We start from the raw sequence: 18,382 nt of genomic DNA, 5'->3' as shown, positions 1-18,382 counted from the left end.
TTGATTCTCCTATAGCCATTTCTTAGACATTTTTGCGTAGACCCATAGCGGTATGAGGGTACTGACAAAGAGAACAATCAAAAACATCGGAATTTCATCGCCTAAATGCATCATCATTAGCAATGAGCCTGCACTAATGGGTAGGAAGGCAAAGGCACTTTCTTTCATGATTTTATTATTGGTATCGACCAAACTGGCTGGAATTTTGTTGAATTTTCTCCAAAATGAAAGCACGATCAAGAGGCTAATCAAACCGACTAGATTGCCTAATTCTGGGTGATTGAATTGCTTCATGACCCAGACCGCGCCTTCACGGAAAATAATAATTAATGCAATAGTGCCTATCCAGGCTTTCCAGTCGATGCGCTTGATCCAGTCCATTTTTGTCTTTCGTTAAAATTATACTAATCAAGTTTTAACCGATTTAGTCTTTAATTTCAAATTCTTCAAGTGGACGTTGAAATTGTTGCGCACGCGTTCCCAAGATTTCTTCGATGGGTAAATGCGCCTGTTTAATCAGTTGTTCTAACTTATGCGGGGCAATGATGACGTGCAAAATTAAGTTGCCTTGTTCATCATAACTTTCATTTTGGATCACATTGAGCGCATACAGTTGTGTTCTTAATTTGCCATAAGCCGGTTTTAGACGGACTTCAAAGCTTTGAATCTGTCCCATTAAGCATTCTTGAACCGCTTGGCGTAATAAGGGAAGACCTTTACCACTATGTGCTGAGACATAGACACGTTCCGGCTGATGTGGCTTGCCATAGATGATTTTAGGATCTTCGCCACTGACATCAATTTTGTTATAAACGCGCAGAATCGGAACATCGACACCAATTTCTTTCAGTACTTTTTCGACAGCCTCGATTTGTTCCATCATGTCAGGACTGCTGGAGTCAATGACATGTAACAATAAGGTCGCCTCCAACGTTTCTTCTAAGGTGGCTTTAAACGACTCGACCAGTGAGTGCGATAAATTACGCACAAAACCTACAGTATCTGCGAGAACTAAGTTGCCGATGCCATCCCAATGTAGACGGCGTAAAGTTGGGTCAAGTGTCGCAAAAAGTTGGTCTGCTGCATAGACATCACTTTTTGCTAAATTATTAAATAAGGTCGATTTACCCGCATTGGTATAACCCACCAATGACACGGTTGGAACAGCAGCTTTTTGACGTGCCACACGACCTTGCATACGTGTTTGGCGGACTTTCTCAAGTTTCGCTTTGAGTTGTCCCATACGGAGCTTGAGTAGCCGACGGTCAGTTTCCAGCAGCGTTTCACCCGGTCCACGTAGGCCGATCCCACCTTTTTGGCTATCGAGATCGCCACGACTACGAATCAGTCGTGAAGCCATATGTTGTAATTGGGCCAATTCAACTTGCAATTTACCTTCATAGGTACGTGCGCGTTGGGCAAAAATATCTAAAATTAATTCTGTACGATCGACCACACGACAACGCATGATGCGTTCAAGATTACGTGCTTGGGCAGGGGTGAGGGCATGGTCAAAGATGACCAATTCGGCTTCATATTCTGCGACTACTTCTGCAATTTCTTCAGCTTTCCCTGAGCCGATAAATAATTTGGCATCAGGCTTGATACGCTGTGCATGCACATGTTGCAGAATATTGGCACCTGCAGATTGAGCTAGTAAGTGGAATTCTTCGGCATCAAGGTCTGCGAGCATTTGTACTGCCACACTGACTAAAATTACGCGTTCACCGCTCGCTTGATGTTGATTTAAATTTTCCACTCAGCACACACTCCTGTTTAAAGATTCATTTTAGGCGAAAATGCAGTGCGAGGGTTAATCTAAGTGAGGGATTAATGGCTAAGTTCTGTATGTAGTGCTATTCAATTAGAGAAAGCTTCGAAAGCTCAGCGCCAATAAGAAAAGCACACTCACATATATCAATGAAAAACAAGCAATGGCTTTTAACGCTTGCCATGAAGAAATAGGGGGATTGTCTGAATATGAATGATTCATAATTTTAACCTTTAAAACCGATATAAAAATAATATTTGATTTTTAAAAACGATTAAAATGGGAAAATATTATCTTCGACTTCGGTTTTTATGATCAATGCAAAAAAACTGTCTTCGGTATATGATGATGAAAATTTACGCCAAATTGTGGCACCGTGTCCTTTTAGTGAACCGTTTATGAATCAACCTCAAATCGTCAATACACCGCAAATTAATGTGTTTTCAAAATTTTATTTGTATTGTAAAAAAGTCGGTGCAGCAGCTGTTGCCGTGACGCAGGGTTTTTATTTGGTTTATCGTCATCAATTGTATAAAGACCCGAATAACCCGCAAAATACCCGCTATGTGCAGTATTTTTGTCGCAAGTTATGCAAAGTATTCAACCTTGAAGTCAAAGTGCATGGCGAAATTCCACGTCAACCAGCCCTTTGGGTAAGTAATCATATTTCATGGTTAGATGTGGCAGTTTTGGGTTCTGGAGCACGTGTTTTCTTTTTGGCGAAAGCTGAAATTGAAAAATGGCCAGTGCTGGGTAAATTGGCGAAAGGCGGTGGCACCTTATTTATTAAGCGTGGCTCTGGCGACTCGATTAAAATTAAAGAACAAATTACAGGCTTCTTAAAACAAGATACGCCGGTACTCTTTTTCCCAGAAGCCACCACTTCAGATGGCAGCAAAATTAAAAAAATTCATGGTCGTATTTTAGGTGCGGCAATTGAAGCCGAACGTCCAGTCCAAATTTGCTTAATTTGCTATGTGAATCAGGACGGTGAACTCGATAATATTGCGCCCTATGTCGGAGACATTAGCTTTGATCGACATGTCAAAAATGTCTTAGAAATGCCGAAAGTCACAGCGCATCTGATGACATTGCCCGCAATTGATTCGGCAGGTCATACTGTTGACAGTCTGACACAAGAAGTGCAGCAAAAAATGAATCAAGGATTGGCAGAACTTCAAGCCAAAGTCCTTAAAGCACCAGTTCCAGTTGAAGCTTAATGAATTAATGATTCAGGCTGCAAGGGGATGCCTTTGCAGCATAATCCTTACATAAAGCCTTCGAGCGGCAACCAAGAGATAAATTTCACCCCTGCTTTTTGCCACCACTTGATTTTCGGTTCACGTGGATAAATACGCGTTTGACCATTTGACAGCTTAATTTTCCAATTGATCTGTTGGTCTGCATTGAGCACTAACTTATAGGCATATTTACTCAAATTTTCATCCATGGTGTAGTGGACTGCTTTGGCTAAGCGTGGGCTATTCAGTAATACCCCAATTTCAGTATTTAAATATGCTGAGCGAGGGTCAAAGTTAAATGAGCCGATAAAGACTTGTTTTTCATCAATTGCCATCAGTTTGGCATGTAAGCTCGAACGGCTTAAGCCCTTCAGACTGACTTTAGCTTTTTCAGCGAGCTCTTTGGTATTGGTATTGAGATTTTCTGCATCAGGTCTAGACAGAAACTCATAGAGTTGAACATCGTGTTCCAATAGATCTTGGCGATATTTACTATAAAAAGCATGAACCAATGGCACGTCATTGGCCTGGAATGAGTTAGTCAAAACTCTGACTTTCACGCCATCGGCACTGAGGTTTTTTAGGCGTTCAGCCCCTTTTTTTTCTGGGACAAAGTAGGCTGAAACGATATCGACACTTTGTTCAGGTTTATCTAAACGGTTGAGCAGCTGAAAGTTGAGATGCTCTTCTTTTTTAGCCTTAGATTTGATTTTGCTTGGGGAATCTTTGACCACTTCGGCTTTAACCCAGTCAAATTGGATTTTATTGTTGAGCCAGTCATCAAAGGCATGTGAACGGTTGGCTAAATCCAAATAATTGACCACAGTGGCTTCTTGGTTATAGTCATCGAGTTGTTGTTTGAGACTGTCAAAGCGCAAGCTATAGTGGCGTGGATTGACCAATTGGCGTACTGGAAAGGCATAGTCATCATTCCAATATTCGTCAAAAGAATGGATGATTTCATCGGATGCCGCACCGACCAACATGACGTCGACATCGGAAAATTGATAATTATCACTGACGTTATAGTATTGGTTACTCATATTGCGGCCACCAATCAATGCGATTTGATTGTCTGCAATAAAGCTTTTGTTGTGCATACGGCGGTTGATGCGTTTTAGATCCAGCACCATATCGACAGGGCGGAAATGTCGGAAGCGGTACGGGTTATACAGTTTGACATCAATATTGGCATGTTGGTCGAGTGCCATATAAATGCCTTCCATTTTTTTGGCATTGTTGTCATCGACCAATAAACGAATTTTCACCCCACGATCAGCAGCTTTGATCATGGCATGTAGGGCCAAAGCACCAATTTTGTCGTTATCCCAAATATAGTATTGTAGATCTAAACTTTTTTCGGCCTTATTGATCAGCTCGATTCGAGCTGCTAAGGCTTCTAATGGGTCATATAGAACATGGTAACCAGTTAAGTTAGGATTTTGTTCCCGTAGCGGCAACACAATTTTCGCAAGGCTAGTATCGTCTGTCGGGGTATTAAAAGCATATTCCACAGGTTGAGTTTGCTGTTTAGGCAAGGTACTACATGCAGATAAAGTCAAAACAAGGCTACAACTCAGCAAAACCGCCTTAGTGTGGTTGTGTATGAAGGGCAAATTTTGCTGTTTCGGTGTAGCTGAGTTCATACTGTTAGACATACTAAAAAATTTGATTTGAGTATAAGTGTCAGCTGTGAAAAGATAAATATAGTGACCGAGTTTTCTCGTTAGGCAAATTGTAGAGCAAATGTATGTGGGAATTAGATTCCGTAGTGATGTATTTTTATATCGGGTTGGCTGTGCTGGGCGTTTGGGCAATATCTCAAGCTTGGTTAAGTCAGTCGCGTACGGAAACGATTCATCCGTTTAAAGCCTTCGTACATTTGTTGGCATTCTATCTTTCGTATTTACTTATCCCTTTATTCTTCTTTAGCTTTTATGCAGGCTGGAGTGGCTATTATTCACTACATGAAGCGATTTTTGTCGGTGCTGTTACGGGGCTTTTGTGCTATGCCCGATTTATCGAGCCGCACATGATTCAGGTGAAAAAATGTCAATATCAATTGCATGAAACACGACAGTTATTAAAGCCTGTACGCATTGCTTTAATTGGTGATTTACACATTGGTTTATTTTCGGGTCATGAACGTCAGTTAAAAATGATCGTCGATAAAATCAATGCGCAAAATCCTGATTTGGTAGTGGTTGCAGGGGATTGGACTTATGAGCCAGAAAATAAGTTAGCTGAAGAACTGGCTGTACTGAAAAAAATTATTGCTCCGATTTATTCGGTGAATGGTAATCATGATGAGCAATATCCCGGTCCGCCTATTCAAGCGCTGTTAAAACATGCATTAGAAAGTAATCATGTGGTGGATATCGAAGGGCAAGTGGTCGAGTTTAATGAGTTTCGTTTATTAGGTGTTGGGGACTTATGGGCTGGTAAAGCCGATATGCGCTATTTGCCAGAATTGCCACAGGATAAGCCTTGGATCATTTTGTCGCATAATCCTGATACCGTAGATATGGTACCTAAACTTCCGGGACGACCATTGATGTTGTCGGGTCATACGCATGGCGGGCAGGTACAACTGCCATGGTTGACTGATTATGTAATGAAAAAAGTGTCCATTTTAGGCCACAAAAAAGGGCTATATCAGCATGACAATGCAGATGTCTTTGTCACTGTTGGTACGGGCATGGTTGGGGTACCTTTCCGTTTTCTTGTGCCACCGACCATTGATATTATCGAGCTGGTTTAATCAAAAACTACCGTTTATTATCGCTAAACGGTTTGGTGACTGTTCCTCTTGATGAAGAGCTACAAACCTTGTTTTGTTAATAAAATTGAATCGTGCCATGAAACATTTGTAGTTTGAAGTTGAGTGAATGACAGTGTTTTGGAACAGATGATGTGTATTGCTACTCAGTGGGATCTAAGCTGCATGCATGAATTTAATTATTTAAAATGCTGTCAACTACAGAGTATTCATCAGTTCATTGACTCCATTTGAGACATAAAAAAGCCAGCAATATGTGCTGGCTTTTTTATTATGTGCAGATTAAACCTGATTATTCACATCATCATTTTTAGTTTCGCGAATCATTAAGAATGCGATCAATGAAAGGATTGATGCTGCAGTTAGGTAGTAACCTACTGCATATAAACCATAGCCAGTTGCAAGTTTAGTTGCGATCAATGGCGCGAAAGATGCACCAAAAATACCAGCCATGTTAAAGGTTAAAGCTGAACCTGTGTAACGTACAGACGTTGGGAAGATTTCAGACAATACCGTACCAATTGGACCATAGGTTAAACCCATGATCGCAAGACCGATACATAGGAATAAGAACACCATCGCAGTACTGCCAGACTCAAGCATGCTTGAGAAGACTAAGCCAAACAATGCAGATACAACACATACCGCAATCGAAGTCGTTTTACGACCAAATTTTTCAGCAAATACAGCAGAAAGTGGAATGAAGGCAGCGAAACAAAGTGTGGCAACCAGTTGAAGTTTTAAAAATTCTTCACGTGTGTAACCAAGCTGGGTTGTACCCCATTGTAAAGCGAATACTGTGGTTAAGTAGAACACAACGAATGTACAAATCGCAGCAATCGTACCGAGAATTAACATTCCCCAGTGCTTAGTGATCACTTCTTTGAACGGAATATTTACTTCTTTTTGCTTATCCAAAACTTTTTGGAACGCTGGTGTTTCATGTAATTTTAAACGAATCCACAGACCGACAATAACCAATAGCGCACTTGCAATGAATGGAATACGCCAACCCCATTGCATAAACTCAGCTTCAGACATGAAGTGACCTAAGGTCAAGAATGAGCCTGTTGCAAGAATAAAGCCGATTGGCGCACCCAATTGAGGGAACATACCATACCAAGCACGTTTGCCTTCTGGCGCATTTTCAGTTGCAAGTAGCACGGCACCTGACCATTCACCACCTAAACCCAGACCTTGACCTAAGCGACAAAGTGCAAGCATGAGCGGAGCAGCGATACCAATTTGAGCATAGGTTGGAAGCAAGCCGATACATACTGTAGAAATCCCCATGGTGAGGAGAGCGGCAACTAATGTGGCTTTACGACCGATACGGTCACCTAAATGGCCAAAGAATGTTGCACCAATCGGGCGAGCAATAAAGGCAATCGCAAACGTTGCTAAAGATTGAATTGTTGCGGTTGTTGGATCTGTACTTGCAGGGAAGAACAGATGCGGGAAGATAATTACAGCCGCAGTTGCATAGATGTAGAAATCGAAGAATTCGATTGTGGTACCTACAAGACTTGCTGTAAGTACGCGGAATTTTGAATTTGTTGGTTGCTGTTCAGTGGCAGCAGCACTTGAAGACGCCATGGTGGACCTTACACTTACTAAAAATAATTGAACTTAGTTTTAAAAGCGTAATCTTTTTAAAAAAGGCGTAATTTCTTAAAAAAATACGAAATACCAACTTACGGACTGCGGAATTAGGGTCACTAAAGAATGCAGTGTCAGTGGGTTATATCACGTAGAGATAAATCGACAGGAAATGTGATCCTGCACCTATCAATACAAAAATATGCCAGATAGCGTGTGTATATCTTACCTTTTTTAAGGCATAAAACAATGCACCGATTGTATAAGATAGCCCGCCAATGATCAGGTAGGTTAAAGCTTGATCAGATAAAAAGCGTTGCATATCATCCATTACCAGTACTGCAAGCCATCCCATCACCAAATAGGCAATCAACGAAATCTTTTGAAAACGATGAATGAAAATTAATTTGAATAGTGTTCCAATAGCGGCAATAACCCACAGTGCAATGAGTAAATAATGCGCTTTTGCGGTAGGCAGTGCGATTGCCAGAAACGGGGTATAAGTGCCTGCAATTAAATAATAGATTGCGGTATGGTCGAGTTTTTTGTACCAACCACGGCGCTCAGGAGATTCTGCGAAGTGATATAGACTCGACGCTGAAAACAATAACAGCATACTGAATGCATACACCCAAAGTGCAAGCCATTTTCCAGTTGGAAGATATGATCCTTTTAAAATCAGTAGGATACCTGCGATGGCCGACAACGCTGCACCGAAAGCATGGGTATAGAAATTCAGTCTTTCTTCAGCTGGGTCATAAGCTAAAAGGTGGGGAGCATTCATAACGTATCTTTTATAATAATTTAAATATACAAGTGTATAGTAATTCAATTTTGCTTTTGGTGTAAGAAGATTTAAAATTGTTTTGCAAATTTATCTAGGTTTATATTATGTCATCATTGGCTTCTTCCTCTACGCAAGAGCAGCAATTTTTAGCAGCCTTTCAGCAAGCCATTGAAACACAGCGTTTTGATCGCATGATCTTGAGTCAGTATAAAGGTGAATTAGACAAATTAGAAAAAATGACCTTGCGAGTCATTTCGCTGCAAGGTGAGTCATTTCTCAGTTGTTTATATCGTTATAAAACCCAAGACATCACCAAAAACTATCCAATGGCAGCTGCATATCAACAAGTCGAAAGTTTATTGAGTTGTTGTAAGCAAGCCAACCTGATGACCTTAGATGAAGAAATTCAGCTTAAGAAAAATAAAAAGAAAGCCATGCTAAGCATCAGCAAAAAGCAGCCAGCCTTAGGGAAAAATCCTATGGAGCAGCAAGGACATGATCGAGCGAAACACCGCTATGTCGATCAAAACAGTTATTTCTTACAGCCACTCGGTATTACGGATGCAAAAGCACAAATTATTCCGAGCATGGCACGTAAATGGAAACAAATTAATAAATTTGTAGAAATTTTTTCAGGTGCTTTAAGCCAGATCAAAGAAACCGATCAATCTCTGCATGTTGTAGATTTTGGTTCAGGTAAAGGCTATCTGACTTTTGCATTATATGATTATTTAGCAAAACACCAACAAGTGCCTAAAGTGACAGGGGTTGAGCTGAATCCGAAAATGGTGGAATTTTGCCAAAGCGTTGCGCAGCAGTCGAATTTCAGCCAACTGGATTTTTTCCAAGGCGATGTTCGTACCTATGCGCCTGAGCGCTTAGATGTCATGATTGCGCTGCACGCCTGTGATGTGGCAACGGACTTTGCGATTCATACCGGCATTCGATTAAATGCGCAAATGATCATGTGTGCGCCGTGTTGTCATAAAGAACTGCGTCCGCAATTGAAAGCGCCGCAAGTACTTGCACCGATGTTGCAATTTGGTATTCATGCAGGCCAGCAAGCAGAGATGCTTACTGACACGATTCGTGCACTTTTATTAAAAGCATATGGTTATGAAACCAAAGTCTTTGAATTTGTGGCACTTGAACATACCAGTAAAAATAAAATGATCTTGGCAACCAAACGTGCAGACTATGTCGAACCTGATCAAGCGGTATTGGCACAGATTCAAGCTTTAAAAGACATGTATGGCATTCAAAAGCATTCATTGGAATTATTGTTAAATGATCAATGGGACCAGCAAGATATTGGCTGTAAATGCTAAAGGATGAAGGGATGCAGCAGTTAAATATTCAATTCGGACCGTGGGAGCAACTGGCATCTGCAGCTCGACCGATACGTGAACAGGTCTTTATTTTAGAACAGCAGATATCGCCCGCGGATGAGTGGGATGCAGAAGATGCGATTTCACTGCATTTTATTGTTCATGATGGGATGAAAGCTGTTGCAACTGCTCGTTTGTTGAAAAATAACAGTATAGGTCGTGTTGCTGTTTTAAAGGCCTATCGCGGTCAGGGTATTGGTAAAATCTTGATGCAAGCCATTATCGAACAAGCGAAATTAGAGCAACGTGAATATTTAAAACTATCATCACAAGTGCATGCTATACCGTTTTATGCAACTTTAGGTTTTGTTGTTGAAGGTGATGAATATTTAGATTGTGGTATTCCGCATCAAGATATGTATATAGCTTTGGCTTAAATACGTAAAATTGGACAGCTATAAATAAAAAAACGCTTAATATTTTAAGCGTTTTTTTTATATAGATGAGGTCAAAGCTTAGTGGCCATGATCATTCGATGCAGTAGGTTCAGGGCTCATGTCATCCATATGTGCATGTTGTTCTTCAGTCATCTGCATATCTGCTGCAGTCGGCGCAGAAGCTTCACGCGCTGCTTGATCAGCTTGCGCCTTTTTCAACGCTTCTTCTGACATCACAGGGGCATTTTTAAATGCATGCTGTTGAGTATTGTCTTTTTTCTGTTGGCTCGGCATATAATCTGGTTCATTGGTCACAGCAAGCCAGAAAATACCCATGAATAGCGCACCTAAAATACAGAAGATAATCAGTGCTTTCCAGCCCCACGGTGATTTTTCAGGAGAAGTATGATCAGTCATAACAAGCTACTCAATCGGATAAAAAGAAATCAAAAAACTTGTTACTTTATAACATAAAACTGATGAGAGTTCGCGTAAATTCTAGGCTTGTTTGCAAACACGCGACTGAGAAGGAAAATAAAAAGGAGCCGAAGCTCCTTTTGATGTGATTGAACAGCAAAATTTGCATGCTCAAAATGAATAATTAAATCTGCTCAGCTTTCGCCACTTTGTCTTTCAGTAATTTCGGTGCTTTGAAGCGTTCGCCATATTTTGCTTCTAGTGTATTGGCACGCAAGAGCGCTTTTTCCAAACCATATTGATTTAAAAATTGAAGTGCACCACCTGTCCAAGGGGCAAAACCAATCCCGAAGATTGATCCGACATTGCCATCGACAGTCGACTCCAAAACACCTTCTTCTAGGCAGCGTAAGGTATCAAGTGACTGTACAAACAGGAAGCGGTCTATCATTTCCTGTTCAGAAATAGCATTATCTTTCTGCCATTTGCTCAAGCCATCCCAGAGGTGCTTTTTACCGCCTTCAGGATATTCATAAAAACCTGCACCCGCAGCTTTACCTTTACGGCCAAACTCATGAATCATCGTTTGAATAACGTCATCCGCTCCTGAGCGAGGCAGGTCTTTGCCTTCGGTTTGTAGGGCTTTACGTGTCTCGGCCGCAACATGCTCAGAGAGTGTTAAAGACACTTCATCTTGAATCGCCAATGGGCCTACAGGCATGCCAGCTTTTAGTGCAGCCATTTCAATGCGGGCAGGGTGTACGCCTTCAGACAGTAGACGTAAACCTTCTTGCACAAAGGTGCCAAAGACACGGCTGGTAAAGAAGCCACGGCTGTCATTCACCACAATTGGTGTTTTGCCAATTTGCTGTACATAGTCATAGGCTTTGGCTAAGGTTTCAGCCGATGTGTTTTTACCTTTAATAATTTCGACCAATTGCATTTTGTCGACAGGACTAAAGAAATGTAGACCGATAAATTTAGCTTGATCTTGAGATGCATTGGCTAAGCCTGAAATCGGCAAGGTTGAGGTGTTGGATGCAAAAATACCGCCCTCTGCCAAATAGGTTTCTGTTTCTTGCGTCACTTTGGCTTTCAGTTCGACATTTTCAAACACAGCTTCAATGATCAAGTCACAGCCTTGTAGGTCGGCAGCATCTGCAGTGGCATGAATCAGGCCTAAAACATGATCACGTTTTTCTGCACTTAAACGGCCTTGAGATACTTTTTTATCTAGCAGTTTTTGGCTATAGGCTTTGCCTTTTTCAGCAGCTTCAACAGAAACATCTTTGAGTACAACTGCAATGCCTTTTGATGCTGTGGCATAAGCAATGCCTGCACCCATCATGCCTGCACCCAAAATGCCGACTTTGGTGGCTTGCCATTTCGCGACGTCTTTTGGACGACTTGCACCAGACTTAATAGCGTTGAGACCATGCCAGAAGGTGCCGATCATATTTTTAGAAATTTGACCGGTTGCAAGGTAAGTAAAGTAACGTGATTCAATCGTGAGCGCCGTATCAACATCGACCTGAGCGCCTTCAACAGCAGCCGACATAATGGCTTCAGGCGCAGGGTAACAGCCCTTGGTTTTGTCACGTAGCATAGCGGGGGCAATGGCAAGCATTTGCGCCACCGCTGGAGTCGATGGTGTGCCGCCCGGAATTTTATAGCCTTTTACATCATAGGGCTGCTGTGATTTTGGATTGGCTTTGACCCACGCAATGGCTTTGTCCATCAATTCTTCAAGGCTATCTGCAGTGTCTTGAATCAGTCCCAATGATTTGGCTTTTTCGACACCAATTTGTTTGCCTTCCATCAAGAGCGGAAATGCATTTTGCAGACCCAATAAACGGACCATGCGTACAATACCGCCACCGCCTGGCAGTAAGCCTAAAGTTACTTCAGGTAAGCCAAATTTTGCCTTAGCATCATTCAGTGCGATTCGATAATGACAGCCAAGAGCTAACTCCCAGCCACCGCCAAGCGCTGTACCATTTAAGGCTGCTACAACAGGAATGCCACGGGTTTCGATATAACGCAGTTTGGCTTTCATCTCTTCAATCATATTGAAGAATTCTGTCGCATGCTCAGGTGTAGCTTGAATCAGTTCGTCTAAGTCGCCGCCGGCAAAGAAGGTTTTTTTTGCGGAACGGAAAATAATCCCTGCAATATTTTCATCTGCTTGCAGTTTGTCTACCGTTTCAGCCAGTGCAGCACGGAAATCTGCATTCATGGTGTTGGCAGATTGGTTTGGAGAATCTAAAGTTAAAATGACGATATTGTCGGCATTTTTTTCAAATTGAATTGCGCTCATTTTTATTCTCCTTATACCAACTCAATAATCGTTGCGATGCCCATACCGCCGCCTACGCACAAAGTCGCTAAACCGCGTTTTTTACCTTGGCGTTCCAGTTCATCCATCAGTGTGCCTAAAATCATGGCACCTGTTGCACCTAGCGGATGTCCTAATGCAATTGCGCCGCCATTCACATTGACTTTGGCAGGGTCCACCTTGAGTTCGGTGATAAAACGCATCACGACTGCTGCAAAAGCTTCGTTCACTTCAAATAGGTCAATATCATCAATGGTTAAGCCAGCTTTAGCTAAGGCTTTACGTGCAGCAGGTACAGGGCCAGTCAGCATAATGGTTGGGTCTGCACCCACCAATGCAGTGGCAAGCACTTTGGCACGCGGTTTTAGGCCTTGTTCTTTGATCGCTTTTTCAGAGGCAAGCAATACTACGGCAGCACCATCAACGATGCCCGATGAGTTCCCTGCATGGTGTACATGGTTGACTGCGCCGACTTCAGGATATTTTTGCAAGGCAATGGCATCAAAGCCCATTTGCCCCATCATGGCAAAACTTGGGTTGAGCTTGCCTAAGCCTTCTGCTGTGGTCGTTGGTTTAATAAATTCATCTTTGGCTAAAACTGTCACGCCTGCTTTGTCTTTAACAGGAACGACAGATTGGTCAAAATAACCCTTGGCTTGAGCTGCTGCGGCTTTTTGCTGAGAGTTGGCTGCAAAGGCATCCACATCTGCTCGGCTATAACCGTCAATGGTGGCAATTAAATCGGCCCCAATGCCTTGCGGAATAAAATCACAAGCCATATTGGTTTCAGGGTCAAGCGCCCAAGGACCACCATCTGAGCCCATTGGCACACGAGACATCGACTCAACACCGCCAGCCACTACAAGGTCTTCCCAGCCAGAGCGGACTTTTTGCGCTGCCATATTGACGGCTTCTAAACCTGATGCACAAAAACGGTTGATTTGAACGCCTGCCACATCATTGTCCCAACCTGCTGCAATGGCTGCGGTTTTGGCAATGTCTGCGCCTTGGTCACCAATGGGGGTTACACAGCCCAGTACAATGTCGTCAACTGCAGCGGTGTCAAATTGATGTCGGTTTTGTAATTCGTTCAATAAACCGGTCAGTAGGCTAATCGGTTTAATGGCATGTAGTGAACCGTCTTTTTTTCCTTTGCCGCGCGGTGTGCGAATGGCATCAATGATGTAAGCCTCGCTCATAATCCTGTCCCTATGATCTATAAATTTTTATTGGTTTTTTGAGTGTACGGATTAATCAAGCCAGTGCAATGATGAGAACGGGCGAGTCGTTTGATATTTTTGGTCAACGCTTGCTGCTGAATAAGATAAAAATCAACCTGCATATTGAAAGCGAGGATCGGTTAAGATCAGTTGCTATCGATTCAGTACATATTGAAGATCTGCTTATGCATAAAAATGTGAAGCGAGTGTTGAAAGGTCTGGCTTGGCTTGTTTTTGCAGGCTGCTTAGGTTTTGTATGCTTGATCGGTTTTTATATTTATATGATCTATGGCATTCATCCCTCAGATGAGGGGACGGGCGGTTTAGCCTGTGAGTATGATCGAAATGATCATGTGACCAAGGCAGAAATGTATCGGATACAGGATGGCAAACGCGTGATCACGCCCGTCGATCCATTGCTTTGTCAAAAACAACGTGCAGATTTTCCGAAATAAAAAAACCTGATCGAGATCAGGTTTTAGAGAATGCTATTTTTGAATATTGCTTAGTGATAACCATGTAATTGGCGATATAGGCCTGGTGTTACACCGGTCCACTTTTTAAAGGCACGGTGGAAAGTACTGGTTTCACTAAAGCCGACTTGCTGTGCAACATCTTCAAGCGTTAAGTCTGGATTAAGCAATAAGTGAATTGCAGCATCACGACGTAAGGCATCTTTCACACCTTGGTAGCTCTTACCTTCAGCGGCTAAACGACGACGTAATGTTTGCGGCGATAGATACAGCATTGAAGCAACATCGTTCAAGGTTGGCATTTCTTCGCCAATTTGACTCTTCAGCACATCACGGATACGAGATGTTAATGAATTGGTATTTTTAAATTTAACCAATAACTGTGCAGGAGCCGCTTTTAAGAATTCTTCAAGCGTTTCTTCGTTTTGACGAATAGGTAAATCTAAATAATCCGCTGCAAATGTAATTTCAGTTCGTGGTGTATCAAACTGCATGACAGGTGCAAAAAACAAGGCATCATATTCGTCAGCATGTTCAGGACGTTCATAACCGAAGTGAACACGCTCTAAAGGCAGACGACGTTCAATCAACCAAGAAGCGAGACCATGCCAAATCATCAGCATACTTTCTGTAATGAAATGGTCTGGGTCCATAGATTTTGGAATTTGAGGAACTAAACGTGCTTCGTGTTTATCACGTTCTAGTGTCACTGACCATTCATCACCAAACAGTTTGTAGAACTGCGAAGACAATTCGAGTGCATCACCGAGGGTTTTTGCATGAATAATCAATTGGCACATAATGGCAAAAGTACCCAGGCGGCGCGGTTGAATATCAAAACCGACATGTTCGTCTTGAGTCACCATCCACAACATTTTAATAAAACGTGTGTATTGTTCAGGTGAAATACGGGCTTTGGGTTGGCGTAGAAGTTCAGCCTCAATGCCAACATGAGACAATAAAGTTTCGACATCCATGCCGAGACGTCTCACACCAGTTAAGGCTGCGTTGACGAAATGGATACTGATCGTATCACGACTCATGTTTAATCCTTCAGTCTCTTTAATGTTCACAAATGTTTGACCTAAATGACGCTAAAAAAAGAAATCATGGCAATTTACAACAGCGGTTTTGCCATTTTTACATGGTAAATTGCCGAAACTATCAAGGTAAATGGCTGAACATGACATTGTTTTAATCATTTTATATTTCTACCATGGATAAAAAATCTACACAATTAGAGAAAAATATCCATGGAAGCTGCTTTAAAAGGATTGAAAGTACTCGACTTTTCGACATTACTCCCAGGGCCATTTGCGACCTTGTATTTGGCTGACATGGGTGCGGAAGTTGTGCATATTGAGTCACCGACGCGTCCCGATCTGGTTCGTTTGATGCCACCTTATGCCAATGGGCAAGCCACCGCGCATAGTTATTTAAATCGCAATAAACAATCCATCGCATTAGATTTAAAAGATCCGAAAAGTATTGAATTGATCAAAGCCAAAATTTCAGATTTTGATATCGTGGTAGAACAATTTCGTCCAGGTGTCATGCAACGCTTGGGTTTGGATTATGCAGTTTTGGCCGAAATTAATCCGCGACTTATTTACTGCTCGATTACGGGTTATGGTCAAACCGGACATTACAAAGACCGTGCAGGGCATGACATCAATTACTTGGCATTATCGGGCATTTCAGGTCATAGCGGACGCCAAGATAGTGGCCCGCCACCGATGGGGATTCAAATCGCTGATGTAGCAGGTGGATCAATGCATGCGCTTACTGGCATCTTAGCTGCGGTGATTGAGCGTTACCGTAGTGGTTTAGGACAATATATTGATATTTCCATGACCGATTGTGCCGTAGCATTGAACAATATGGCTGCAGCTGGCGTATTGGCTGCCAATGCGGTAACCGCGGCAGAGACGGCACATCTGAATGGCGGAAGTTTCTATGACTATTATCGAACCCAAGATGGTCGTTATCTGTCTATAGGTGGTTTGGAGCCACAGTTTTTACATGGATTGGCGCAAATTCTCGATTTACCCGCTTTAGCGACGCAAGGCATGTCATTTGATCCGCAAGACCAGACTGAAATTAAGCATGCAATTGCCAGCAAGATACTGACCAAAACATGGGCTGAGTGGAAAAAGATTTTTGCTTCTCAAGATGTCTGTGTGGAACCAGTTTTAAGTTTGGACGAAGCTCTAAATTCACAATTGGCCCAAGAGCGGCATTGGTGTGTTGAAGTTCCGCTACAAGAAGGCGACACAATGACACAAACTCAACTGGCATGTCCGATTAAATTTTCTAGATCAGCATTGATTTATACCCATGTGGGTAAAACTTTAGGTGCGGATAATTGGTTATGAATGGTATAAAAAAAGGTGATAAGTTAAGCAATAAAACCTTTAAAATCTCTTAATTAGATAAACATCTATGTAGATATTGAGAGTTGTTAACAAAAAAATAAATAAATTATACAAATGTGAGAGTATTATATGAACTATTAACACAATTGGTATATAGGTCTCCAAATGAAAATAGCTGTGAGTAAACTTGGATCTTTATATCTTAGCCTCGGAATAATGCTTGCGGGTTCAGCAACCCAAGCGGCAACTACTGCAGATGCTTTCAGTTCTGAAAGCCCATGGATGTTCGGTGATTGGAACGGTCAACGAACAGCGCTTCAACAGAAAGGTTACGATTTTAGTTTTAGTTATGGTGGCGAATTAGCCACTTTGTTAGATGCAAAGCATGCTTCTGGTCATGGCACTGAATATGCGGACCAATTCACGATCGGGGCACATCTCGATTTAGAAAAAATTGCGGGTTGGAAAGATACCGAAGCGCAAATCAATATCACTGAACGTAATGGCCGTTCATTGTCTCAAACTTCAGATGCATTAAATGGTCATTTAAGTGCAACACAAGAAGTGTGGGGTCGTGGTCAAACTTGGCGTTTGACTGATTTTTGGATCAAGAAAAAATTCTTAGACCAAAAATTAGATATTAAAGTCGGTCGTTTCGGTGAAGGTGAAGATTTCAACAGCTTTGACTGTGACTTTCAAAACTTAGCACTTTGTGGCTCACAAGTGGGTAACTGGGTCGGTGACCAATGGTACAACTGGCCAGTCAGCCAATGGGCTGCTCGCGTGAAATATAACATTCAGCCTGAACTCTACGCACAAGTCGGGGTTTATGAATACAACCCTGAAAATCTAAAACGTGGTAAAGGTTGGAACTTGAGTACCGATGGTTCAAAAGGTGCGATTATTCCTGCTGAAGTAGTGTGGACTCCAAAAGTGGGGACACAAAAGCTTCCGGGTGAATACCGTGCAGGTTACTACTACAGTACCGCTGATGCCGATGTCATTGATAGCCCAATAAATGAAAAAGATCACCATCAAGGTGGTTGGATTGTGGCGAAACAACAACTGACAGCACACAAAGACGATGCTTCACGTGGCTTAAGTGGTTTTGTGAATGTCACCGTGCATGACTCAGACACCAATAATGTGAGTGATATGCAAAACATTGGCTTGGTCTACAAAGGTGCATTCGATGCACGTCCTCAGGATGAAATTGCGATTGGTTTGGGTCGTATCAGTATCAATGATGATGTGAATGATGCCAATATTGCCAATAACAGCGTTGATGCACGCGGTCTACAAAGTGAAGAGTATGACGCAGAAATTTACTACGGTATTCATGCAGCAAACTGGCTGACTATTCGTCCAAATATTCAATATATCCGTCACGTCGGTGCTTACAAAAATGGTGAGAATGCGTGGGTCGGCGGTATCAAATTTCAAACAGCATTTTAATTGATGTCAAATTAGAGTTCTTATAAAAGCAATTCGGTAATTCTGAGAAAAATTACGATATTTTCCCTTGAATTGTTTTTGTAACAACTTCTCTTTGCGACATAAAAACGGTGGTGTGTTGAATGTGTTTCACGCACCAAATACAACATTCGACAATAGAGGTGG

The 18,382-nt window shown here is 42.0% G+C and carries 16 protein-coding genes; 7 read left to right on the top strand and 9 right to left on the bottom strand.

What is annotated here, in order from left to right; all coding sequences use genetic code 11:
* Positions 1-9: 9 nt before the first annotated feature.
* Positions 10-381 carry a hypothetical protein gene (locus tag AC25JC_RS15630; protein WP_078190105.1) on the bottom strand — a complete coding sequence of 124 codons (372 nt, stop codon included), beginning with the start codon at positions 379-381 and terminating at the stop codon, positions 10-12.
* Between the two features lie 43 nt (positions 382-424).
* Positions 425-1,759, bottom strand: coding sequence for a ribosome rescue GTPase HflX (gene hflX, locus AC25JC_RS15625; protein WP_111885001.1), 1,335 nt, complete (start codon positions 1,757-1,759; stop codon positions 425-427).
* A gap of 410 nt (positions 1,760-2,169) precedes the next feature.
* Here hflX and AC25JC_RS15620 point away from each other — a divergent pair, with 410 nt between their 5' ends.
* Positions 2,170-2,991, top strand: a complete 822-nt coding sequence (locus AC25JC_RS15620; protein WP_486924394.1) for a lysophospholipid acyltransferase family protein — start codon at positions 2,170-2,172, stop codon at positions 2,989-2,991.
* Between the two features lie 47 nt (positions 2,992-3,038).
* On the opposite strand, the gene AC25JC_RS15615 is transcribed toward AC25JC_RS15620, so the two are convergent.
* Complete coding sequence (locus AC25JC_RS15615) at positions 3,039-4,658, bottom strand: phospholipase D family protein (protein ID WP_257223821.1); 1,620 nt, start codon at positions 4,656-4,658, stop codon at positions 3,039-3,041.
* 104 nt (positions 4,659-4,762) lie between these two features.
* Between AC25JC_RS15615 and AC25JC_RS15610 the strand changes: the two genes are divergently transcribed.
* Entirely contained in the window at positions 4,763-5,773 is a 1,011-nt protein-coding gene (locus tag AC25JC_RS15610) for a metallophosphoesterase (RefSeq protein ID WP_180050311.1), read from the top strand.
* Between the two features lie 300 nt (positions 5,774-6,073).
* On the opposite strand, the gene AC25JC_RS15605 is transcribed toward AC25JC_RS15610, so the two are convergent.
* Together AC25JC_RS15605 and trhA are read right to left on the bottom strand one after the other, a co-directional pair.
* Positions 6,074-7,387 (bottom strand): MFS transporter, encoded by a 1,314-nt coding sequence (locus AC25JC_RS15605; protein ID WP_078194265.1) that lies wholly within the window; start codon positions 7,385-7,387, stop codon positions 6,074-6,076.
* 145 nt (positions 7,388-7,532) lie between these two features.
* Positions 7,533-8,174, bottom strand: coding sequence for a PAQR family membrane homeostasis protein TrhA (trhA, locus tag AC25JC_RS15600; protein ID WP_486924386.1), 642 nt, complete (start codon positions 8,172-8,174; stop codon positions 7,533-7,535).
* A gap of 107 nt (positions 8,175-8,281) precedes the next feature.
* On the opposite strand from trhA, the gene AC25JC_RS15595 reads away from it, so the two are divergent.
* Both AC25JC_RS15595 and AC25JC_RS15590 read left to right on the top strand, forming a co-directional pair.
* On the top strand, positions 8,282-9,505 hold the full coding sequence (locus AC25JC_RS15595) for a class I SAM-dependent methyltransferase (protein ID WP_486924385.1): 1,224 nt from the start codon (positions 8,282-8,284) through the stop codon (positions 9,503-9,505).
* Positions 9,506-9,516: 11 nt separating this feature from the next.
* Complete coding sequence (locus tag AC25JC_RS15590) at positions 9,517-9,942, top strand: GNAT family N-acetyltransferase (protein WP_486924384.1); 426 nt, start codon at positions 9,517-9,519, stop codon at positions 9,940-9,942.
* Positions 9,943-10,020: 78 nt separating this feature from the next.
* Here the strand turns inward: AC25JC_RS15590 and AC25JC_RS15585 are convergent, their stop codons facing one another.
* The 3 genes from AC25JC_RS15585 to AC25JC_RS15575 form a co-directional block, all read right to left on the bottom strand.
* The gene (locus AC25JC_RS15585; RefSeq protein ID WP_078194261.1) at positions 10,021-10,359 is read right to left on the bottom strand and encodes a hypothetical protein; all 339 of its coding nucleotides are present in this window, start codon (positions 10,357-10,359) and stop codon (positions 10,021-10,023) included.
* A 184-nt stretch (positions 10,360-10,543) separates the two neighbouring features.
* Positions 10,544-12,676, bottom strand: coding sequence for a 3-hydroxyacyl-CoA dehydrogenase NAD-binding domain-containing protein (locus tag AC25JC_RS15580; protein ID WP_486924383.1), 2,133 nt, complete (start codon positions 12,674-12,676; stop codon positions 10,544-10,546).
* 11 nt (positions 12,677-12,687) lie between these two features.
* Entirely contained in the window at positions 12,688-13,893 is a 1,206-nt protein-coding gene (locus AC25JC_RS15575) for an acetyl-CoA C-acetyltransferase (RefSeq protein ID WP_486924382.1), read from the bottom strand.
* A gap of 68 nt (positions 13,894-13,961) precedes the next feature.
* Between AC25JC_RS15575 and AC25JC_RS15570 the strand changes: the two genes are divergently transcribed.
* Positions 13,962-14,369: a hypothetical protein gene (locus AC25JC_RS15570; protein WP_257224515.1), complete on the top strand. Its 408-nt coding sequence runs from the start codon at positions 13,962-13,964 to the stop codon at positions 14,367-14,369.
* Positions 14,370-14,419: 50 nt separating this feature from the next.
* On the opposite strand, the gene AC25JC_RS15565 is transcribed toward AC25JC_RS15570, so the two are convergent.
* Positions 14,420-15,430 (bottom strand): AraC family transcriptional regulator, encoded by a 1,011-nt coding sequence (locus AC25JC_RS15565; RefSeq protein WP_180005120.1) that lies wholly within the window; start codon positions 15,428-15,430, stop codon positions 14,420-14,422.
* Between the two features lie 210 nt (positions 15,431-15,640).
* On the opposite strand from AC25JC_RS15565, the gene AC25JC_RS15560 reads away from it, so the two are divergent.
* Together AC25JC_RS15560 and AC25JC_RS15555 are read left to right on the top strand one after the other, a co-directional pair.
* Entirely contained in the window at positions 15,641-16,762 is a 1,122-nt protein-coding gene (locus AC25JC_RS15560) for a CaiB/BaiF CoA transferase family protein (RefSeq protein ID WP_486924381.1), read from the top strand.
* A gap of 216 nt (positions 16,763-16,978) precedes the next feature.
* Complete coding sequence (locus tag AC25JC_RS15555) at positions 16,979-18,217, top strand: carbohydrate porin (protein WP_486924393.1); 1,239 nt, start codon at positions 16,979-16,981, stop codon at positions 18,215-18,217.
* Positions 18,218-18,382 lie beyond the last annotated feature (165 nt).

It is taken from the genome of Acinetobacter sp. P37 (assembly GCF_057480965.1).
The sequence above is the reverse complement of the archived record's forward strand: the minus strand, read 5'-3'. Positions and strand labels throughout refer to the sequence as shown.